General features: G+C 63.1%; 14 protein-coding genes and 1 tRNA gene. 4 read left to right on the top strand and 11 right to left on the bottom strand.

Annotation, left to right across the window (positions count from 1 at the left end; translation table 11 throughout):
- Positions 1-6: 6 nt before the first annotated feature.
- Together ACF8E5_RS19175 and ACF8E5_RS19180 are read right to left on the bottom strand one after the other, a co-directional pair.
- Positions 7-960 carry a FecR domain-containing protein gene (locus tag ACF8E5_RS19175; RefSeq protein WP_392475670.1) on the bottom strand — a complete coding sequence of 318 codons (954 nt, stop codon included), beginning with the start codon at positions 958-960 and terminating at the stop codon, positions 7-9.
- Positions 947-1,462 (bottom strand): sigma-70 family RNA polymerase sigma factor, encoded by a 516-nt coding sequence (locus ACF8E5_RS19180; protein ID WP_027915459.1) that lies wholly within the window; start codon positions 1,460-1,462, stop codon positions 947-949. Before ACF8E5_RS19180 ends, ACF8E5_RS19175 begins: the two co-directional genes overlap by 14 nt.
- A gap of 171 nt (positions 1,463-1,633) precedes the next feature.
- On the opposite strand from ACF8E5_RS19180, the gene ACF8E5_RS19185 reads away from it, so the two are divergent.
- From ACF8E5_RS19185 to ACF8E5_RS19195, 3 genes are read left to right on the top strand one after another with little or no spacing between them, the layout of a single operon-like run.
- Positions 1,634-2,257, top strand: coding sequence for a DNA-3-methyladenine glycosylase (locus tag ACF8E5_RS19185; RefSeq protein WP_058638605.1), 624 nt, complete (start codon positions 1,634-1,636; stop codon positions 2,255-2,257).
- A 36-nt stretch (positions 2,258-2,293) separates the two neighbouring features.
- Complete coding sequence (gene ada, locus ACF8E5_RS19190) at positions 2,294-3,349, top strand: bifunctional DNA-binding transcriptional regulator/O6-methylguanine-DNA methyltransferase Ada (RefSeq protein WP_145256772.1); 1,056 nt, start codon at positions 2,294-2,296, stop codon at positions 3,347-3,349.
- Positions 3,350-3,405: 56 nt separating this feature from the next.
- Positions 3,406-5,823, top strand: coding sequence for a DUF3772 domain-containing protein (locus ACF8E5_RS19195; RefSeq protein WP_392475671.1), 2,418 nt, complete (start codon positions 3,406-3,408; stop codon positions 5,821-5,823).
- A 1-nt stretch (position 5,824) separates the two neighbouring features.
- On the opposite strand, the gene ACF8E5_RS19200 is transcribed toward ACF8E5_RS19195, so the two are convergent.
- Positions 5,825-6,292: a hypothetical protein gene (locus tag ACF8E5_RS19200; protein WP_329602374.1), complete on the bottom strand. Its 468-nt coding sequence runs from the start codon at positions 6,290-6,292 to the stop codon at positions 5,825-5,827.
- A 53-nt stretch (positions 6,293-6,345) separates the two neighbouring features.
- Here ACF8E5_RS19200 and ACF8E5_RS19205 point away from each other — a divergent pair, with 53 nt between their 5' ends.
- Positions 6,346-7,332 carry an MFS transporter gene (locus ACF8E5_RS19205; RefSeq protein ID WP_392475672.1) on the top strand — a complete coding sequence of 329 codons (987 nt, stop codon included), beginning with the start codon at positions 6,346-6,348 and terminating at the stop codon, positions 7,330-7,332.
- 181 nt (positions 7,333-7,513) lie between these two features.
- Here ACF8E5_RS19205 and ychF read toward each other — a convergent pair whose 3' ends face one another.
- The 8 genes from ychF to ACF8E5_RS19245 form a co-directional block, all read right to left on the bottom strand.
- On the bottom strand, positions 7,514-8,614 hold the full coding sequence (ychF, locus tag ACF8E5_RS19210; RefSeq protein ID WP_058603088.1) for a redox-regulated ATPase YchF: 1,101 nt from the start codon (positions 8,612-8,614) through the stop codon (positions 7,514-7,516).
- 24 nt (positions 8,615-8,638) lie between these two features.
- Positions 8,639-9,223: an aminoacyl-tRNA hydrolase gene (gene pth, locus ACF8E5_RS19215; RefSeq protein WP_016501511.1), complete on the bottom strand. Its 585-nt coding sequence runs from the start codon at positions 9,221-9,223 to the stop codon at positions 8,639-8,641.
- Positions 9,224-9,302: 79 nt separating this feature from the next.
- Positions 9,303-9,902 carry a 50S ribosomal protein L25/general stress protein Ctc gene (locus tag ACF8E5_RS19220; RefSeq protein WP_023533244.1) on the bottom strand — a complete coding sequence of 200 codons (600 nt, stop codon included), beginning with the start codon at positions 9,900-9,902 and terminating at the stop codon, positions 9,303-9,305.
- A gap of 120 nt (positions 9,903-10,022) precedes the next feature.
- The gene (locus tag ACF8E5_RS19225) at positions 10,023-10,964 is read right to left on the bottom strand and encodes a ribose-phosphate pyrophosphokinase (RefSeq protein WP_003247410.1); all 942 of its coding nucleotides are present in this window, start codon (positions 10,962-10,964) and stop codon (positions 10,023-10,025) included.
- 48 nt (positions 10,965-11,012) lie between these two features.
- Positions 11,013-11,087: transfer RNA gene (locus tag ACF8E5_RS19230), tRNA-Gln, on the bottom strand.
- A 19-nt stretch (positions 11,088-11,106) separates the two neighbouring features.
- Positions 11,107-11,967: a 4-(cytidine 5'-diphospho)-2-C-methyl-D-erythritol kinase gene (gene ispE / locus ACF8E5_RS19235; RefSeq protein WP_197844706.1), complete on the bottom strand. Its 861-nt coding sequence runs from the start codon at positions 11,965-11,967 to the stop codon at positions 11,107-11,109.
- A gap of 4 nt (positions 11,968-11,971) precedes the next feature.
- Positions 11,972-12,589: a lipoprotein insertase outer membrane protein LolB gene (gene lolB, locus ACF8E5_RS19240; RefSeq protein ID WP_197844707.1), complete on the bottom strand. Its 618-nt coding sequence runs from the start codon at positions 12,587-12,589 to the stop codon at positions 11,972-11,974.
- Positions 12,590-12,593: 4 nt separating this feature from the next.
- On the bottom strand, positions 12,594-14,315 hold the full coding sequence (locus ACF8E5_RS19245) for a tetratricopeptide repeat protein (protein WP_392475673.1): 1,722 nt from the start codon (positions 14,313-14,315) through the stop codon (positions 12,594-12,596).
- Positions 14,316-14,606 lie beyond the last annotated feature (291 nt).

A 14,606-nucleotide genomic window follows, 5' to 3' on the forward strand; every position in this document is an offset into this window, starting at 1 on the left:
AGTGAGCTAAGCGGCGTCGATGTTGACCCAATACCGGGTGTGGTAATCGATACGCACTGGCAGGCTGCGGGCCAGTAGCTGCAGGATCTGATTGGTGTCGGCCAGCTGGTAGGTCCCGGAAACCATCAGTTTCGCCACCGCTGGGGCGCAGCGCAGCAGACCGGGGCGGTATCGGTTCAGCTCAGCGACGAAATCTGCCAGCGGCATTTGCCGGACGCTGAGCACACCCTGCGTCCAGCCCCAAGGGTCACTGGGCGGGGTGACGGCTTGATGGCTTCCATTGGCCTGCACGCGCAAGGTCTCGCCGGAATGCACCCGCACTGGCGTAGCACCGGTCATCACCGTGACTTCGCCCCGGCGCACCGCCACCAGCAAGCCGTGATCGCTCTGGCGCACCAGCAGTTGCCCGTCGAGGGTGCGCAGGATGGCTATTCGGGTATCGATGAAGAACGGGCGTCTGTCGTCAGAATTGCTGTCCAGGCTGACTTCACCGCGCAGAAGCGCCAGGCGGCGTTGGCTCGCCGTGAAGCGCAGGTCGATGGCACTGGCGGTGTTCAGTTGGATGCGGCTGCCATCACTGCCTTGCAATTGTCGGCGCTCGCCGGTGGCAGTGGCACTGTCGGCCAGCAGCTCCGGCAGGCCCAGCGGCTCGCGCGCCATCCAGCCAAGGCCGCTGCCGACCACCAACAAGGCCCCCAGCTTGAGCTGGTCGCGCCGGCTGATGCCCTGGCGCTTGCTGCCTTGCAGGGTACGACGGCTGAGGTCCTTGGGTAGCCCGGCGAGCTCATCGCCCAGGTTGCTGACGCGCTGCCAGGCCAACCCATTGTGAGGGTGCAACGACAACCATTGCTGGAACTGCGCCTGGGCATCCGGCCCTGGGCTGCCGAAGCGTAGCCTCACCAACCAGTCGATGGCCTGGTCGACCCGAGCCTGGGCGGGTGCTTGGTCAGGCGTCGGCATAACGCAACCGGTAGCAAGTCTTCAGCGCCTTGGCCAGGTCGCGCTCCACGGTCGCTTTCGAAACGCCCAGGAGCAAGCTGATCTGGATGATGCTCAGCCCGTCCAGTTGCGCATGCAGAAAGGCTTGGCGAGCACGCGGCTTGAGCTGGTGCAGGGCACGATCGAGGCGCTCCAGGCTGTCGAGAATGACCAGCCTGTGTTCTTCGCTCGGGATATCGGTTTCGGGTAGGTGCGCCAGGCTGTCCTGGTAGGCCCGCTCCAGCGCACGGCGACGAAACTGATCGATCATCAGGCCGCGGGCGATGCTGCTGAGGTAGGCGCGAGGCTCTTTCAACGGCGAGGTCTGCCGGGCGCGCAACAGGCGCACGAAGGTGTCCTGGGCCAGGTCGGCCGCATGTTCGCTGCAACCGACGCGACTGCGTAGCCAGCCGCGCAACCACGCATGGTGGGATTGGTAGAGCAGGGCGACCTCGGTCGGTTTGAGCGTGTCGGGAAGCTGCATCGTCGCCACGGTCGGTTCCTGTCGGATGTGATTGTGAATGGTTCTCAATTCTATGCGGGTCAGGCCATGGCGGGCAATGCTGCCTCAGGAATTACTTGCGCAAGATCCGGCAGTCGGCCGATGAGTGGCTGGGTTAAGCTGGCATCTCCACTGATCGATGGAGCCGCTTCAATGTTGATCGACGCCGAACCTCTCGCCTACCGGCAAGCGGCCGAATACCTGGGTGGCCTGGATGCGGATTGGGCGCGGCACATTGCCGCCGTCGGCCCCTGCCGCCACCGTACTACCCCAGGGCGTGAACCCTTCGAAGCACTGGTGAGGTCGGTCGCTTACCAACAACTGCACGCCCGTGCAGGCGACGCCATCCTCGGGCGACTGCTGGCGCTATTTGGGCAAGAGGCTTTCCCCACCCCCACGCAACTGCTGACAGCGGACCCCGCCGCCTTGCGCAGCTGCGGCTTCTCGGCCAGCAAACTGGCCACGCTGCTGGACATTGCCCAAGGCCGCCTGGACGGTGTGGTGCCAACCCGCGAGCAGGCCCTGGACATGCCCGACGACGAATTGATCGAGCGTCTGGTGACGCTGCGCGGGGTAGGGCGATGGACAGTGGAGATGCTGTTGATCTACAGCCTGGAGCGTCTGGATGTGTTGCCGGTCGATGACTTTGGCGTACGGGAGGGCTATCGGCGGCTCAAGGGCTTGGAAAAAGCACCGACGCCTGCACAGATGCGCGCGCTGGGCGCCGCCTGGCGACCTTATCGCACCGTCGCCGCCTGGTACTTGTGGCGGGCCTGAGCGCTTGCCGAACTGCACTTAGTCTAGAAGATGAACATGACAACCTACACCACTCCCGAGCAGCGCTGGCAGGCCGTTGCGGCACGTGTTGCCGAGGCGGCGGACCATTTCGTCTATGCCGTGCGCACCACCGGCATCTACTGCTATCCAGGCTGCAAGGCCAGGCTCCCCCTGCGCAGCAACCTGGAGTTCTTCGAGTCCCCGGCATTGGCCGAGGCAGCGGGCTACCGCGCCTGCAAGCGCTGCATGGGCCGGCCTGCCATTTCGGCGCGTACGCGGCGCCTGGTCAGCGATGCCTGTCGCCTGATCGAGGCGTGCGAGCTACCGCCCAGCCTGGAGCAGTTGGGCGAGCGCCTGGCCGTCAGCCCGTTCCACCTGCATCGGCTGTTCAAGGCGCAAACCGGCCTTACACCCAAAGCCTACGCCGAGGCCTTCCGCGCCCAGCGCCTGAGGAGCAGCCTGGGGCATGGGCAGGGCTCGGTCACCGATGCCATTTTCGAGGCGGGCTACAACTCCAGCAGCCGCTTCTATGCCGGGGCTGAGCAGCGGCTGGGCATGCCACCCCGGCAGTTTCGCGCAGGTGGTGCCGGGGTGACCATTCGCTTCGCCGTGGGCCAGTGCTCACTAGGTGCCATCCTGGTTGCCCAGAGCGAAAAGGGCATCTGCGCGATTTTGCTCGGCGATGATCCTGAGGCGCTGGTGCACGCCCTGGAAGACCAGTTCTGCAACGCCGAGCTGATCGGTGCCGATGGCGCGTACGAACAGGTCGTGGCGCAGGTCATCGGGTTCGTCGAGGCGCCGGCGCTCGGCCTGGACCTGCCGCTGGATGTGCAGGGCACCGTCTTTCAGGAGCGCGTGTGGCAAGCGCTGCGTGAAGTACCCCCTGGCTGCCGGGTCAGCTACAGCGACATCGCCGAGCGCATAGGCGCCCCCAAGGCGGTGCGGGCAGTGGCCAAGGCCTGCGCGGCTAACCGTATTGCCGTGGCCATTCCATGCCACCGGGTGGTGCGCCGGGACGGCGACATCAGCGGCTACCGCTGGGGGATCGAGCGCAAACGGCAATTGCTGGCGCGCGAAACAGCCCTCTCCTGATGGCCCGAAGCGGCGTAGAATCGCTCGCCAGATCGAATTGCAAAGAGGAATGTTCGATGAGGCGTGTCAGCCTTTCCCGCTTTAGTCACAGCGTGATGCTGTTGCTGGCGCTGATTGTGACAGTGTCCAACCCAGCCTGGTCGGCACCTGCCCCTGCGACGACGGCGCAGGCTGCCGCTGACGCACCGGCACTGGACGAAACCGCGAGCGTCGACCAGCTTAGCGACCGACTGGACCAGATTCGCCAGGGCGTCACCAGTGATGCCAACGACGATCTGCTGGCGCAACTGCGCATGGCGGCCGTGCAGGTCCAGCGCCAGGCCGATGCCTTGAGCACCCAGCGTGCAGCCGATGCGCAGAAGGTGGACGATCAGTTGAAGGTCATCGGCCCCGCTCAGCCGGACGAGCCTGCGACCTTGACCCAGCAGCGCAAGGCGCTGGAGGCCGAGAAGAAAACCCTGGCGACCCAGCAGGATCAGGCCACCAAGCTGACCCAGTCGGCGCGGGACCTGTCCACGCAGATCGTCAACCTGCGCCGCAGCCTGTTCAACTCGCAGATATCCAGCCGGGCAGCGTCGCCGTTGAGCCCTGCGTTCTGGCAGAGCATGATCCGCCCGACCCAGGACGATGTGGCACGGCTGCATGACCTGCGCGGCGAGATCACCGACGCGCTCGACAGTGCCCTGAGCGCTGAACACCGCTGGCTGTTCTTCACCAGCCTGATCGCTTCGATCCTGGTATGGACCTTGGTGCGGGGTTTGCTGGAGCGGCTGCTGGCAAGGTCCATGGTGCGCTGGTTACCGGAGGGACGCTTGCGTCGCAGTGCCTTGGCCGTGGGTGTAAGCCTGGCAACCCTGGGCACCATTGCCGGCTCGGTATCGTTGTTGCGCTGGGGCGTTGAAAGCAGTGCGCAACTGGGTTCGGACCTGGCCAGCCTGACCGATCATATTCTTGCCCTGGTGGTGTTCAGCGCCTTCATTACCGGACTTGGCCGGGCACTGTTGATGTTGCAGCGTCCCTCCTGGCGTTTGCCGGCGATTGCCGAGGAAGTGGCCGAGGCCCTGGGCTGGTTCCCCAAGGTGCTGGCACTGGCCTTGATGGTGATGATGACCCTGGAGCGGGTCAACAGTGTGATCGGCGTCAGCCTGGCCCTGACCGTGGCGGTCAATGGCCTTACTGCACTGGTGGTGGCGTTGATTTTCGCAGGCGCCCTGATGACCTACCGCCGTGCTCGGCGTCGGCATGGCATTGACCGGGCGACGGGCCTGGCCGGCTTGATCCCGTTCGTGATGGTGGTGTGGCTAGCCGCGATCCTGCTATCGCTGATCACTGGGTACCTCACCCTGGCCTATTTCCTCACAGCCAAGCTGCTATGGGTAAGCCTGGTCGTCACGTGCGCCTACTTGCTCACAACGTTCCTGAGTGATCTGTGCGAAATGCTGCTCTCGCCTCGCCAACCGGGTGGCCTGGCGCTGGCCTCGACGCTGGGCCTGGCACCACGGCACCAGGCGCAGGCGAGCACGGTGCTCGCCGGCATTGGTCGCACCGTCGTGGTGATCCTGGCCCTGCTGCTGACCTTGATGCCGTCGGGCACCAGCCCCAGCGAACTGTTGCTGAGCCTGGGTGACTGGGATGGCACGGGCGGCAAGCTACTTGGCAACCTGAACATCGTGCCCCAGGACATCGTGCTGGCGCTTGGCATACTGGTAGGCGGGATGCTGGCCATTCGTGTGGTCAAGCGCTGGTTGAGTGAGCGCCTGCTGCCGGAAACCGACATGGACGCCGGCATGCGCGCCTCGCTGGTCACCCTGGTGGGTTACCTGGGCTTCCTGTTCCTGGCCATGCTGGTGATGTCGACCCTGCACATCAACCTCACTAGCCTGACCTGGGTGGTGAGTGCCTTGTCGGTCGGTATCGGCTTCGGCCTGCAGCAGATCGTGCAGAACTTCATCTCCGGCCTGATCCTGCTTACCGAACGCCCGGTCAAGGTGGGTGACTGGGTGAGCCTGGCGGGTGTCGAGGGGGATATCCGTCGCATCAACGTGCGCGCCACCGAGATCCAGATGTCGGACCGCTCCACCGTGATCGTCCCTAACTCGCAGTTCATCTCCCAGAACGTGCGCAACGTGACCATGGGCAATGCCCTTGGCGTGGTCGGTATTACCCTGACCTTGCCCCTGGACACCGACGCCAACCGGGTCCGTGAGCTGCTGCTGACCGCCTTCCAGGAGCACGAGGCCATCCTCGATGCACCGGCGCCGTCGGTGTCGTTCAAGGACCTGACCAATGCCGGTATGGTGATTGGCGTCAGTGGTTATGTGGCAGGGCCGCGGTTGGTGGGCGGTGCCCGCAGTGACCTGCTGTTCACCATACTGGGGCGCCTGCGCGACGAAGGTATCGCCCTCTCTGCGCCGCAGAGCATGGTGCTGTTGCAGGACGGGCAACGCCCGGCCGAAGCTGAAAACGACGCGTGAATCATGGGCTGCCTGGCAGCCCATTTTGGCGTGCGTATACCACCAGCCGAAGGTGCCGGTCTTCATCGACGGTCAGCGAGGTATGCTCGAACGGCTGGGCCTGCCCATCGATGACCAGTTGGCGTACGCCGCTGCAGGATGCATGCACGTCGTGGGTGCGCCAGCCGGCCTTGAAGGCCGGCGAGACATGCTCCAGTTCGTCCACCAATGCGTGGATATCGGCTTCCTGCGTGGCCCGGGCGAAGTCGCGACGAAAGCTTGCCAGCATAATCGGGGCCTGGCTGTCCCAGTCGTGCAAGCGCCCATGCATCGTCGGGTCGGTGAACAGCAGCCAGAGCAGGTTGCGGCGCTCAGGCGGGTGCGCGGCGAAGCCGAAGAGTGCGTCGGCTAGCCCATTGAACCCCAGTACATCCCAGCGCAGGTTGAGGACGAAGGCCGCGTGCGGCAGGCCGTGCATCAAACGCCTCACCAGCGGCGGCAAGACACACCAGGTCTTGCCTGGTTCTGCGGGTGGACGGGCATGTGCCAGTAGGAACAGGTGGCGACGCTCGGCAGGGGCTAGCCGCCGCGCTGCTGTTCCCTCAAGTCTATGCTTCGATTCGGGTCAACTTCGACGCCCAGGACAGCCGCCGCGCCTTCGGCTTGCTAGGGATGACGCTGGGGCTGGCTGCCCTCGCAGGCCAGGTGCTGGGCGGCTGGATGGTACATGCTGACCTGTTCGGATCAGGCTGGCGCAGCATCTTTTTGATCAATGTACCCATTGGGTTGCTGGCTATCGTGGCGGCGCGCTACATCCCCGAGACCCGCGCGCTCCAGCGCCCGGACCTGGACCGGGCAGGCGTGGCGCTGGTCAGCGTCGGCCTGGCATTGCTACTCGTGCCGCTGATCGAAGGACCGGGGCAGGGGTGGCCTGCCTGGAGTTTCTTCGCGCTCGGCCTGGCATTGGGCTTGCTCGCGCTGTTCAAGCGCCAGCAGCAACGGCGACGAGCGACCGGCAGGTTGCCCTTGGTGGACATGCAACTGTTGACGCAGCGCCGCTTTGCACTGGGCACGCTGCTGGTGCTGGTGGTCTATTCCACATCCAGTTCCTTCTTTCTGTGCTTCGCCCTGCTGATGCAGAGCGGGCTGGGTCTGGATCCCTTCATGGCGGGCAGTATCTTCGCACCCTGCAGTGTGGGTTTCATACTGGCATCCCTTGCTGCCCCGCGGCTGGTTGCGGGCTGGGGAATACGAGCGATCGTGGTAGGGGCCTTGCTGTACGCGCTGTCGATCGGGTTGCTGATTGCCCAGGTCCAGGCGGCAGGCGCACAGTTGGTGCCCGTTTGGCTGATCCCGGTACTGATCGTGGTAGGTGCGGGGCAGTGCAGCAGGTCGGTGCGGCGCTGGGGGTGGCCGTGGTGGGGATTTTCTTCGCGGCGGCGCTGCCAGGGGAAGGCTTGGTCGTTCAAGCCGGCCAGTATGTGCATGCGTTTGTGGCCGGCATGCTCTACAACCTGGGTGCCGCGGTGATGGTGATCGTCTTGCTGGTGATGCTGGCAGGCGAGCAGCGGTCTGGGGGAGGTGAGTAAGCCGCACGCACTGGCGCCGTGCTCCCGCTTTTTGCGGGCTTGAATAAAAACAGGAGCGTTCGGCAGACCCTCAATTGGGCTGCTGAACGCTCCTGCTTATTTACGCTGCGGTTAAGCGTCGATCAAACGTTGAAGCGGAAGTGCATCACGTCGCCATCTTTGACGATGTAATCCTTGCCTTCCAAGCGCCACTTGCCGGCTTCCTTGGCGCCGCTCTCACCCTTGTACTGGATGAAATCGTCATAGGCCACGACTTCGGCGCGGATGAAGCCTTTCTCGAAGTCGGTGTGGATCACCCCGGCCGCTTGCGGGGCAGTGGCACCTACGCGCACGGTCCATGCACGTACTTCCTGCACGCCGGCGGTGAAGTAGGTCTGCAGGTTCAGCAACTCGTAACCGGCACGGATCACACGATTCAGGCCAGGTTCTTCCAGGCCCAGGGCCTCGAGGAACATGTCCTTTTCTTCACCGTCGTCCAGCTCGGCGATTTCCGCTTCGATCTTGTTGCACACCGGTACGACCACCGCGCCTTCTTCCTCGGCGATGGCGTTCACCACGTCCAGGTGCGGGTTGTTCTCGAAACCGTCCTCGGCAACGTTGGCGATGTACATCACCGGCTTGCTGGTCAGCAGGTGGAAGCTACGGATCAGGGCCTTTTCATCGGCGCTCATGTTCTTCATCAGGCTGCGCGCTGGCTTGCCTTCGGTGAAATGCGGGATCAGCTGTTCCAGAATGGCCTTCTGCGCCAGGGCGTCCTTGTCGCCACCCTTGGCGTTGCGGGCCACTTTCTGCAACTGCTTTTCGCAGCTGTCGAGGTCGGCAAAGATCAGTTCGAGGTCGATGATCTCGATGTCGCGCTTGGGATCGACGCTGTTGGAAACGTGAATCACGTTCTCGTCTTCGAAGCAGCGCACCACGTGGGCGATGGCGTCGGTCTCGCGGATGTTGGCGAGGAACTTGTTGCCCAGGCCTTCGCCTTTCGAAGCACCGGCCACCAGGCCTGCAATGTCGACGAATTCCATGGTGGTGGGCAGGATGCGGTTGGGCTTGACGATTTCAGCCAGCGCATTGAGGCGCGCATCGGGCATGGGCACGATACCGCTGTTCGGCTCGATGGTGCAGAAAGGGAAGTTCTCTGCCGCGATGCCAGACTTGGTCAGGGCGTTGAACAGGGTGGACTTGCCGACGTTGGGCAGGCCGACGATGCCGCAATTGAAACCCATGGGTATTCCCCTCTCTAAAGGAAATCAGGCCTTCTGGCTGTGCAGCTCGCGCATCGCCTTGGCGAAGTCGCCAGCGAGCACGTCCGGCAGCACACCGAGGGCAAAGTCGATGCTGGCGTCGAGCTTCTCCTGCTCGGCGCGCGGTGCGCGGCCCAGGACGAAGTTGGAGACCAGCTTGGCGTCGCCTGGATGGCCAATACCGAGCCGCAGGCGATGGAAGTCGTTCTGGTTGCCGAGCTGCGCGATGATGTCGCGCAGGCCGTTGTGCCCGCCATGGCCGCCGCCGCGCTTGAGCTTGGCAACGCCGGGAGGCAGGTCGAGTTCGTCGTGCGCCACCAGGATGGCCTCCGGTTTAATCCGGAAGAAATTGGCCAACGCCGCCACGGACTGGCCGCTACGGTTCATGTAGGTGGTGGGGATCAGCAGGCGAACATCGTTGCCCTGATGGCTGAATTTAGCCGTCAGGCCGAAATATTTCTTATCAGCGGTCAGCGAGATGCGCTGGGCGCTGGCAATGCGTTCAACGAAAAGAGCCCCTGCGTTATGCCGGGTCTGTTCGTATTCGGGGCCGGGGTTACCCAGGCCGACGATCAACTGGATGGCGGTCACGTCAGGGGCTCTTCCTTGGAGTTGGTGGGTTACAGGGCGCGCGGCACTGTAACCCGATCAACGCCGGCGTGCGAGTGGATTACTCGGCAGCGCCTTCTTCCTCAGCTTCAGCGGACACGCGTGGTGCGTGAACGTTGGCAACTGCTTTGTCATCACCGTGGGCCAGAGCGACGAACTCTACGCCTTTCGGAGCTTTCAGGTCCGACAGGTGGATGATGGTGCCGATTTCAGCATTGGCCAGGTCGACCTCGATGAACTCAGGCAGGTCTTTGGCTTCGCAGGAAACTTCCAGCTCCGACTCAACGTGCGAAACTTCGCCGCCTTTCTTGACCGGGCCTTCTTCGTTGATGAAGTGAACCGGTACCTTGGCGGTCAGTTTCTGGCCTGCAACGACGCGGATGAAGTCGGCGTGCATGATGAACTGCTTGGCCGGGTGGCGCTGCATGGCCTTGATGATGACGTTCTGCTTGACGCCGTCAACGTTCAGTTCGATGACGTGGCTGAAGGCCGCTTCGTTTTCGAACAGCTTGGTGATTTCCTTGGCCACGATGGTCAGGGATTGAGCTTCTTTATCACCACCGTAGACTACGGCTGGGATGCTGGCGGAGTGACGCAGGCGGCGGCTCGCACCTTTCCCCAGGTCAGTACGCGCTTGGGCGTTCAGAGTGAAATCAGTCATTTTGTTTCTCCAAAATAGCCCCCCGAGGGCGTTTGCGACCAGCGCCAACGGGGATGGCAAAAAAGCCCCGCCCCAGCAGATGTGCTGGGGCGGGGCGCTTTTCGTCAGCGAGCGTTCCGCTTAGCGGAACATCGCGCTGATCGATTCTTCGTTGCTGATGCGGCGAACCGCTTCGGCGACAACCGGTGCGATATCCAGCTGGCGGATACGGTCACAGGCTTGAGCAGCGGCGGACAGTGGAACGGTGTTGGTCACCACCAGCTCGTCCAGTACCGACTTCTCGATGTTCTCGATCGCGCGGCCCGACAGGACAGGGTGCGTGCAATAGGCGTAAACCTTGGCAGCGCCGTGCTCTTTCAGGGCTTTGGCCGCATGGCACAGGGTGCCGGCGGTGTCGACCATGTCGTCTACCAGGATGCAGGTGCGCCCTTCGACGTCGCCGATGATGTGCATCACTTCGGAGTGATTGGCCTTTTCACGGCGTTTGTCGATGATACCCAGGTCGACACCCAGGGACTTGGCGACAGCACGTGCGCGCACGACACCACCGATGTCCGGGGAGACAATCATCAGGTTCTCGAAACGCTGGTCTTCGATATCGTCGACCAGTACGGGCGAACCGTAGATGTTGTCGACCGGGATATCGAAGAAACCCTGGATCTGGTCAGCGTGCAGGTCGACGGTGAGTACACGGTCGATACCCACGACAGTGAGCATGTCAGCGACGACTTTGGCGCTGATGGCTACACGTGCCGAACGCGGACGGCGGTCCTGGCGGGCGTATCCGAAGTAAGGAATCACGGCGGTGATTCGGGAAGCTGAGGAGCGGCGGAAGGCGTCGGCCATCACTACCAGTTCCATCAGGTTATCGTTGGTCGGTGCACAGGTCGGCTGAATAATGAAGACGTCTTTACCGCGGACATTTTCATTGATCTCAGTGCTGATCTCGCCGTCGGAGAATTTACCGACAGAGACGTCACCGAGAGGGATATGCAGCTGACGTACGACACGCCGAGCCAGATCGGGGTTAGCGTTCCCCGTAAAGACCATCATCTTGGACACGCGCAGTACCTGAAGGCTGAGGGTATACCTGGATGAGTATAAGGAAAATGGCAGGGGCGGCTGGATTCGAACCAACGCATGGCAGGATCAAAACCTGCTGCCTTACCGCTTGGCGACGCCCCTGTATCTGTTGCTGCGAGCGCTAGGCACTCGACTTCTTGACCAGACTTTGCAGCTTGCGATGCAACATCGAAATATTGCTTCCTTTCGCCACAAACCCTGTTTGGGTCGCTGAAAGAAGGGCCAGAACTTTATCAGCTTCGGCTTTGCTTGGGAAGGTCCCAAACACACAACTTCCAGTTCCGGTTAGTCGAGCCTCTGTGAATTTTCCCAGTGCGTTCAGCGCGTTGCGAACTTCCGGGTAATTCTGCTCTACCACCGGTTGGCAGTCATTTCGACTGTTTCCCTTGGGAACGGGGCGCATCTTAAGGGGGAGAGAATCACGTGTCAACTGCGGATGTGAAAAAATTTCTGCTGTGCTTACAGACACTTGCGGAACCAGCACCACATACCAGGGTTGTTCCGGATCGACCGGCGTGAGCTGTTCGCCCACACCCTGGGCAAAGGCGGCATGACCGCGCACGAATACCGGTACATCGGCACCCAGGCCGAGGCCCAGGGCAGCCAGGCGATCTTCGTTCCAATCCAATTGCCACAGGTGCGCAAGGCCAAGCAGGGTAGTGGCGGCATCCGAGCTGCCGCCGCCGATGCCACCGCCCATCGGCAGCACCTTGTCAAGCCAGATGTCCGCGCCTAGGGGCGTACCCGATTGGACCTGCAGCTGGCGAGCGGCACGCACGATCAGGTTGCTGTCATGGGGCACGGTATCGAGGTCGCTGTGCAGGCGGATCATGCCGTCCTCACGCACAGCGAAGCTCAGCTCGTCGCCGTGGTCGAGAAACTGGAAGACCGTTTCAAGCTCGTGGTAGCCATCGGCACGGCGGCCAATGATGTGCAGCCACAGGTTCAGCTTGGCCGGCGCGGGCAGGGTAAGCGCTTGCATCGACTCAGTGCCCCAGCTGGCGGGGCTGCCAGTCCTTGACCACCAGGGTCACGTCCAGGTCCTTGCCGTGCAGCTTGAGGCGTTCGGGCAGCCAGTAACCTTTATGCTCGGCATAGCTCAGGTACTCGACCTGCCAGCCGTCCTGTTCAAGGCTGGCCAGGCGGCTGTCGCCGTCGAGGGTCAGCTTGCTCTTGGTGTCCGGCGCTGGCAGGCCGCGCACCCACCAGACCAGGTGGGAAACAGGCAGCTTCCAGCCCAGTTGCTCTTCCAGCAGCGCTTCGGGGCTGGTGGCTTCGTAGCGGCCCTGGTTGGCCACTTCCAGCACCACGGCGTCAGGCCGGCCGGTCAGGCGTGCGGCCCCACGGCCCAGCGGCCCGGCCAGGCGAATGTCGAAGTAGTCCTGGCGCTGCAGCCAGAACAGGGTGCCACTGCCCGAGTCGCGTGGGGCACGGATGCCCACCTTGCCGTTGATCTGCCAGCCGTCGAGGCTGCTCAACTGCTGTTTGTGGGCACGCCACTGCTGTGGGTCGCCGTGGCCCTGCAAGGCTTCGCGGCTGCCAATGCCGGCACAGCCGGCCAGGAGGACGATGAGGGTGAAGGTTACGAAATGGCGCAATAGCATGGTCTTAAAGGGTCTCGGATCCGGTCAGGCGTAGGAGGGTCTTGCGCAGCACTGGGCTGTCGGCCTGGGCTTCGAAGCCCTTGGCCCACACTTGGCGGGCTTCGCGCCGCTTGCCGTTGGCCCACAGCACCTCGCCCAGGTGGGCGGCGACTTCATGGTCGGGGAAGCTGGCGAAGGCCTGGCGCAGGTAACCCTCTGCTTTGTCGAGGTTGCCCAGGCGATAGTTCACCCAGCCCAGGCTGTCGAGCACTGCGGGATCGTCCGGGGTCAGCTGATGCGCCTTGTCGATCAGGGCCTGGGCTTCGGCGTAACGATTGGTGCGGTCGGCCAGGGTATAGCCAAGGGCATTCAAGGCCATGGCGTTTTCCGGCTCGCGGGCAATGATGGCGCGCAGGTCCTTTTCCATCTGGGGCAGGTCATCGCGCTTTTCGGCGAGCATGGCACGGGTGTAGAGCAGGTTGAGGTCGTCCGGGTAGCGCTGGATGGCTTGTTGCAGCACCTGGTTGGCCTGGGCGTCCTTGTTATTGTTGCTGTAGCTTTCCGATTCGATCAGGAACAGCTGGATCGCGTAGTCGGGCTGGGCTTCGCGGGCTTCGGCCAGCAGGCGAGAGGCTTCGGTGCCGCGGCCGTTGGCGATCAAGATGTCGGCCTGGCGCAGTTGCGCGGCCAGGTAGTCGGGCCCTGGCCCTACCAGGGCGTACTGGCGCAGGGCACCTGCCGGGTCGTGGCGTTCTTCGTGGATGCGGCCAAGGTTCAGGTGCGCGGCATCAGTGTTGCTGTCGCGTTCGACCAACTCCTGCAGGTAGCCTTCGGCTTCATCCCACTCCTTGTTTTCAAGGCACACCAGCGCCAGGGAATAGCGCAGCTCGTCGTCCTCGGGATACTGCTGGACCAGGCTGACGAATTCGCCCTTGGCGTCGGCGATGCGGTCCTGTTCTACCAGGGTCCGGGCATAGGTCAGGCGCAGGCGCTTGTCGTCGGGGTTTTCGCGAATCGCCTTGCGCAGCAGGGGGAGGGCTTCTGGACCACGGTCCAGGGCTTGCAGCAAGCGAGCGCGCAGCAGGATCGGTGCAATTTCGCCGTTTTGTGGCGCGTGCGTTTCGAGCAGTTCGAGCGCCTCTTCGGCCTTGCCGTCCTGATTCAGCAGCAGGGCCTTGCCGAAGATCAACTGACCGTTGTCAGGGTACTTGACCAACAGGCGTTCGAAGCTCTGCAGCAGGCCGTCACGTGTGCTCTGGTCGGTTTCGGCAGCCGACAGGGCCAGAAAATCGAAATGGGTATCGCCCTGGCCTTGCAGGACCTTTTCCATATAGGCCATGGCATCGTCATAGCGGCCTGCGCGGGCCAGCTGGATGGCGGCGGCGCGTTGCGCATCGAGGTTCTGCGGGTCGTTGCGGGCCCAGATGAGGGCGTTGTCCAGCGCAGGTTCATCGGCGCCCAGGTATTCGGCGATACGGTAGGCGCGTTCGGAGACGCCAGGATCCTGGGTTCGCGCGGCCTCATCGGTGTAGTTGGCCAGGGCGATGTCGAAGCGATTGCGTTGCCCGGCAAGCTCGGCTACCAACAGGTTATAGAGCGTATCCTGCTTGAACGAGCCGTACACCATGGGCTTCTCGGCTTCGGGTTTGCCGGCGTCGGCAGCAGCAGGCTCGGCCTTGTGTGCGGGCAGGCTCTGGCAGCCCTGGAGCAGGGCGAAGGCAAGCAGCAATGCGTAGGGTTTGTTCATAGAGGGCTTTAAAAAGGACTCACCGGCGGTGGGAGCATGATGACACAAGCGCGGTGGCAAACCCACCGGGCCAAGGTATGAAGCGGATCCTTCGTTTATGAAGACCGCGACATTAGGATGTGGTTCGGCTTGCAGCGCGGGAGGTGGCCTGGTCCGCGGGTCAGGGACTTGTGCGTAGCCATCGCGCAAGCGCTTGCTGCTGCCAAGCCCGCAGCATACCTGTCCTCATCCCATGCCCGTCCCCGTTCCCATGCTTTTGCTCTTGCTTCTAAGTGCGCGGTAGCTCAGGCG

Origin of the sequence: Pseudomonas sp. WSY_20 (assembly GCF_043104335.1) — a bacterium.
Taxonomy (GTDB): domain Bacteria; phylum Pseudomonadota; class Gammaproteobacteria; order Pseudomonadales; family Pseudomonadaceae; genus Aquipseudomonas; species Aquipseudomonas parafulva_B.

What these genes read in the sequence shown, in the direction of transcription:
- ACF8E5_RS19175 (WP_392475670.1), bottom strand. Translation starts at nt 960, where the DNA reads ATGCCGACGCCTGACCAAGCACCCGCCCAGGCTCGGGTCGACCAGGCC.
- ACF8E5_RS19180 (WP_027915459.1), bottom strand. Translation starts at nt 1,462, where the DNA reads ATGCAGCTTCCCGACACGCTCAAACCGACCGAGGTCGCCCTGCTCTAC.
- ACF8E5_RS19185 (WP_058638605.1), top strand. Translation starts at nt 1,634, where the DNA reads ATGTTGATCGACGCCGAACCTCTCGCCTACCGGCAAGCGGCCGAATAC.
- ada (WP_145256772.1), top strand. Translation starts at nt 2,294, where the DNA reads ATGACAACCTACACCACTCCCGAGCAGCGCTGGCAGGCCGTTGCGGCA.
- ACF8E5_RS19195 (WP_392475671.1), top strand. Translation starts at nt 3,406, where the DNA reads ATGAGGCGTGTCAGCCTTTCCCGCTTTAGTCACAGCGTGATGCTGTTG.
- ychF (WP_058603088.1), bottom strand. Translation starts at nt 8,614, where the DNA reads ATGGGTTTCAATTGCGGCATCGTCGGCCTGCCCAACGTCGGCAAGTCC.
- ACF8E5_RS19220 (WP_023533244.1), bottom strand. Translation starts at nt 9,902, where the DNA reads ATGACTGATTTCACTCTGAACGCCCAAGCGCGTACTGACCTGGGGAAA.
- ispE (WP_197844706.1), bottom strand. Translation starts at nt 11,967, where the DNA reads ATGCAAGCGCTTACCCTGCCCGCGCCGGCCAAGCTGAACCTGTGGCTG.
- lolB (WP_197844707.1), bottom strand. Translation starts at nt 12,589, where the DNA reads ATGCTATTGCGCCATTTCGTAACCTTCACCCTCATCGTCCTCCTGGCC.
- ACF8E5_RS19245 (WP_392475673.1), bottom strand. Translation starts at nt 14,315, where the DNA reads ATGAACAAACCCTACGCATTGCTGCTTGCCTTCGCCCTGCTCCAGGGC.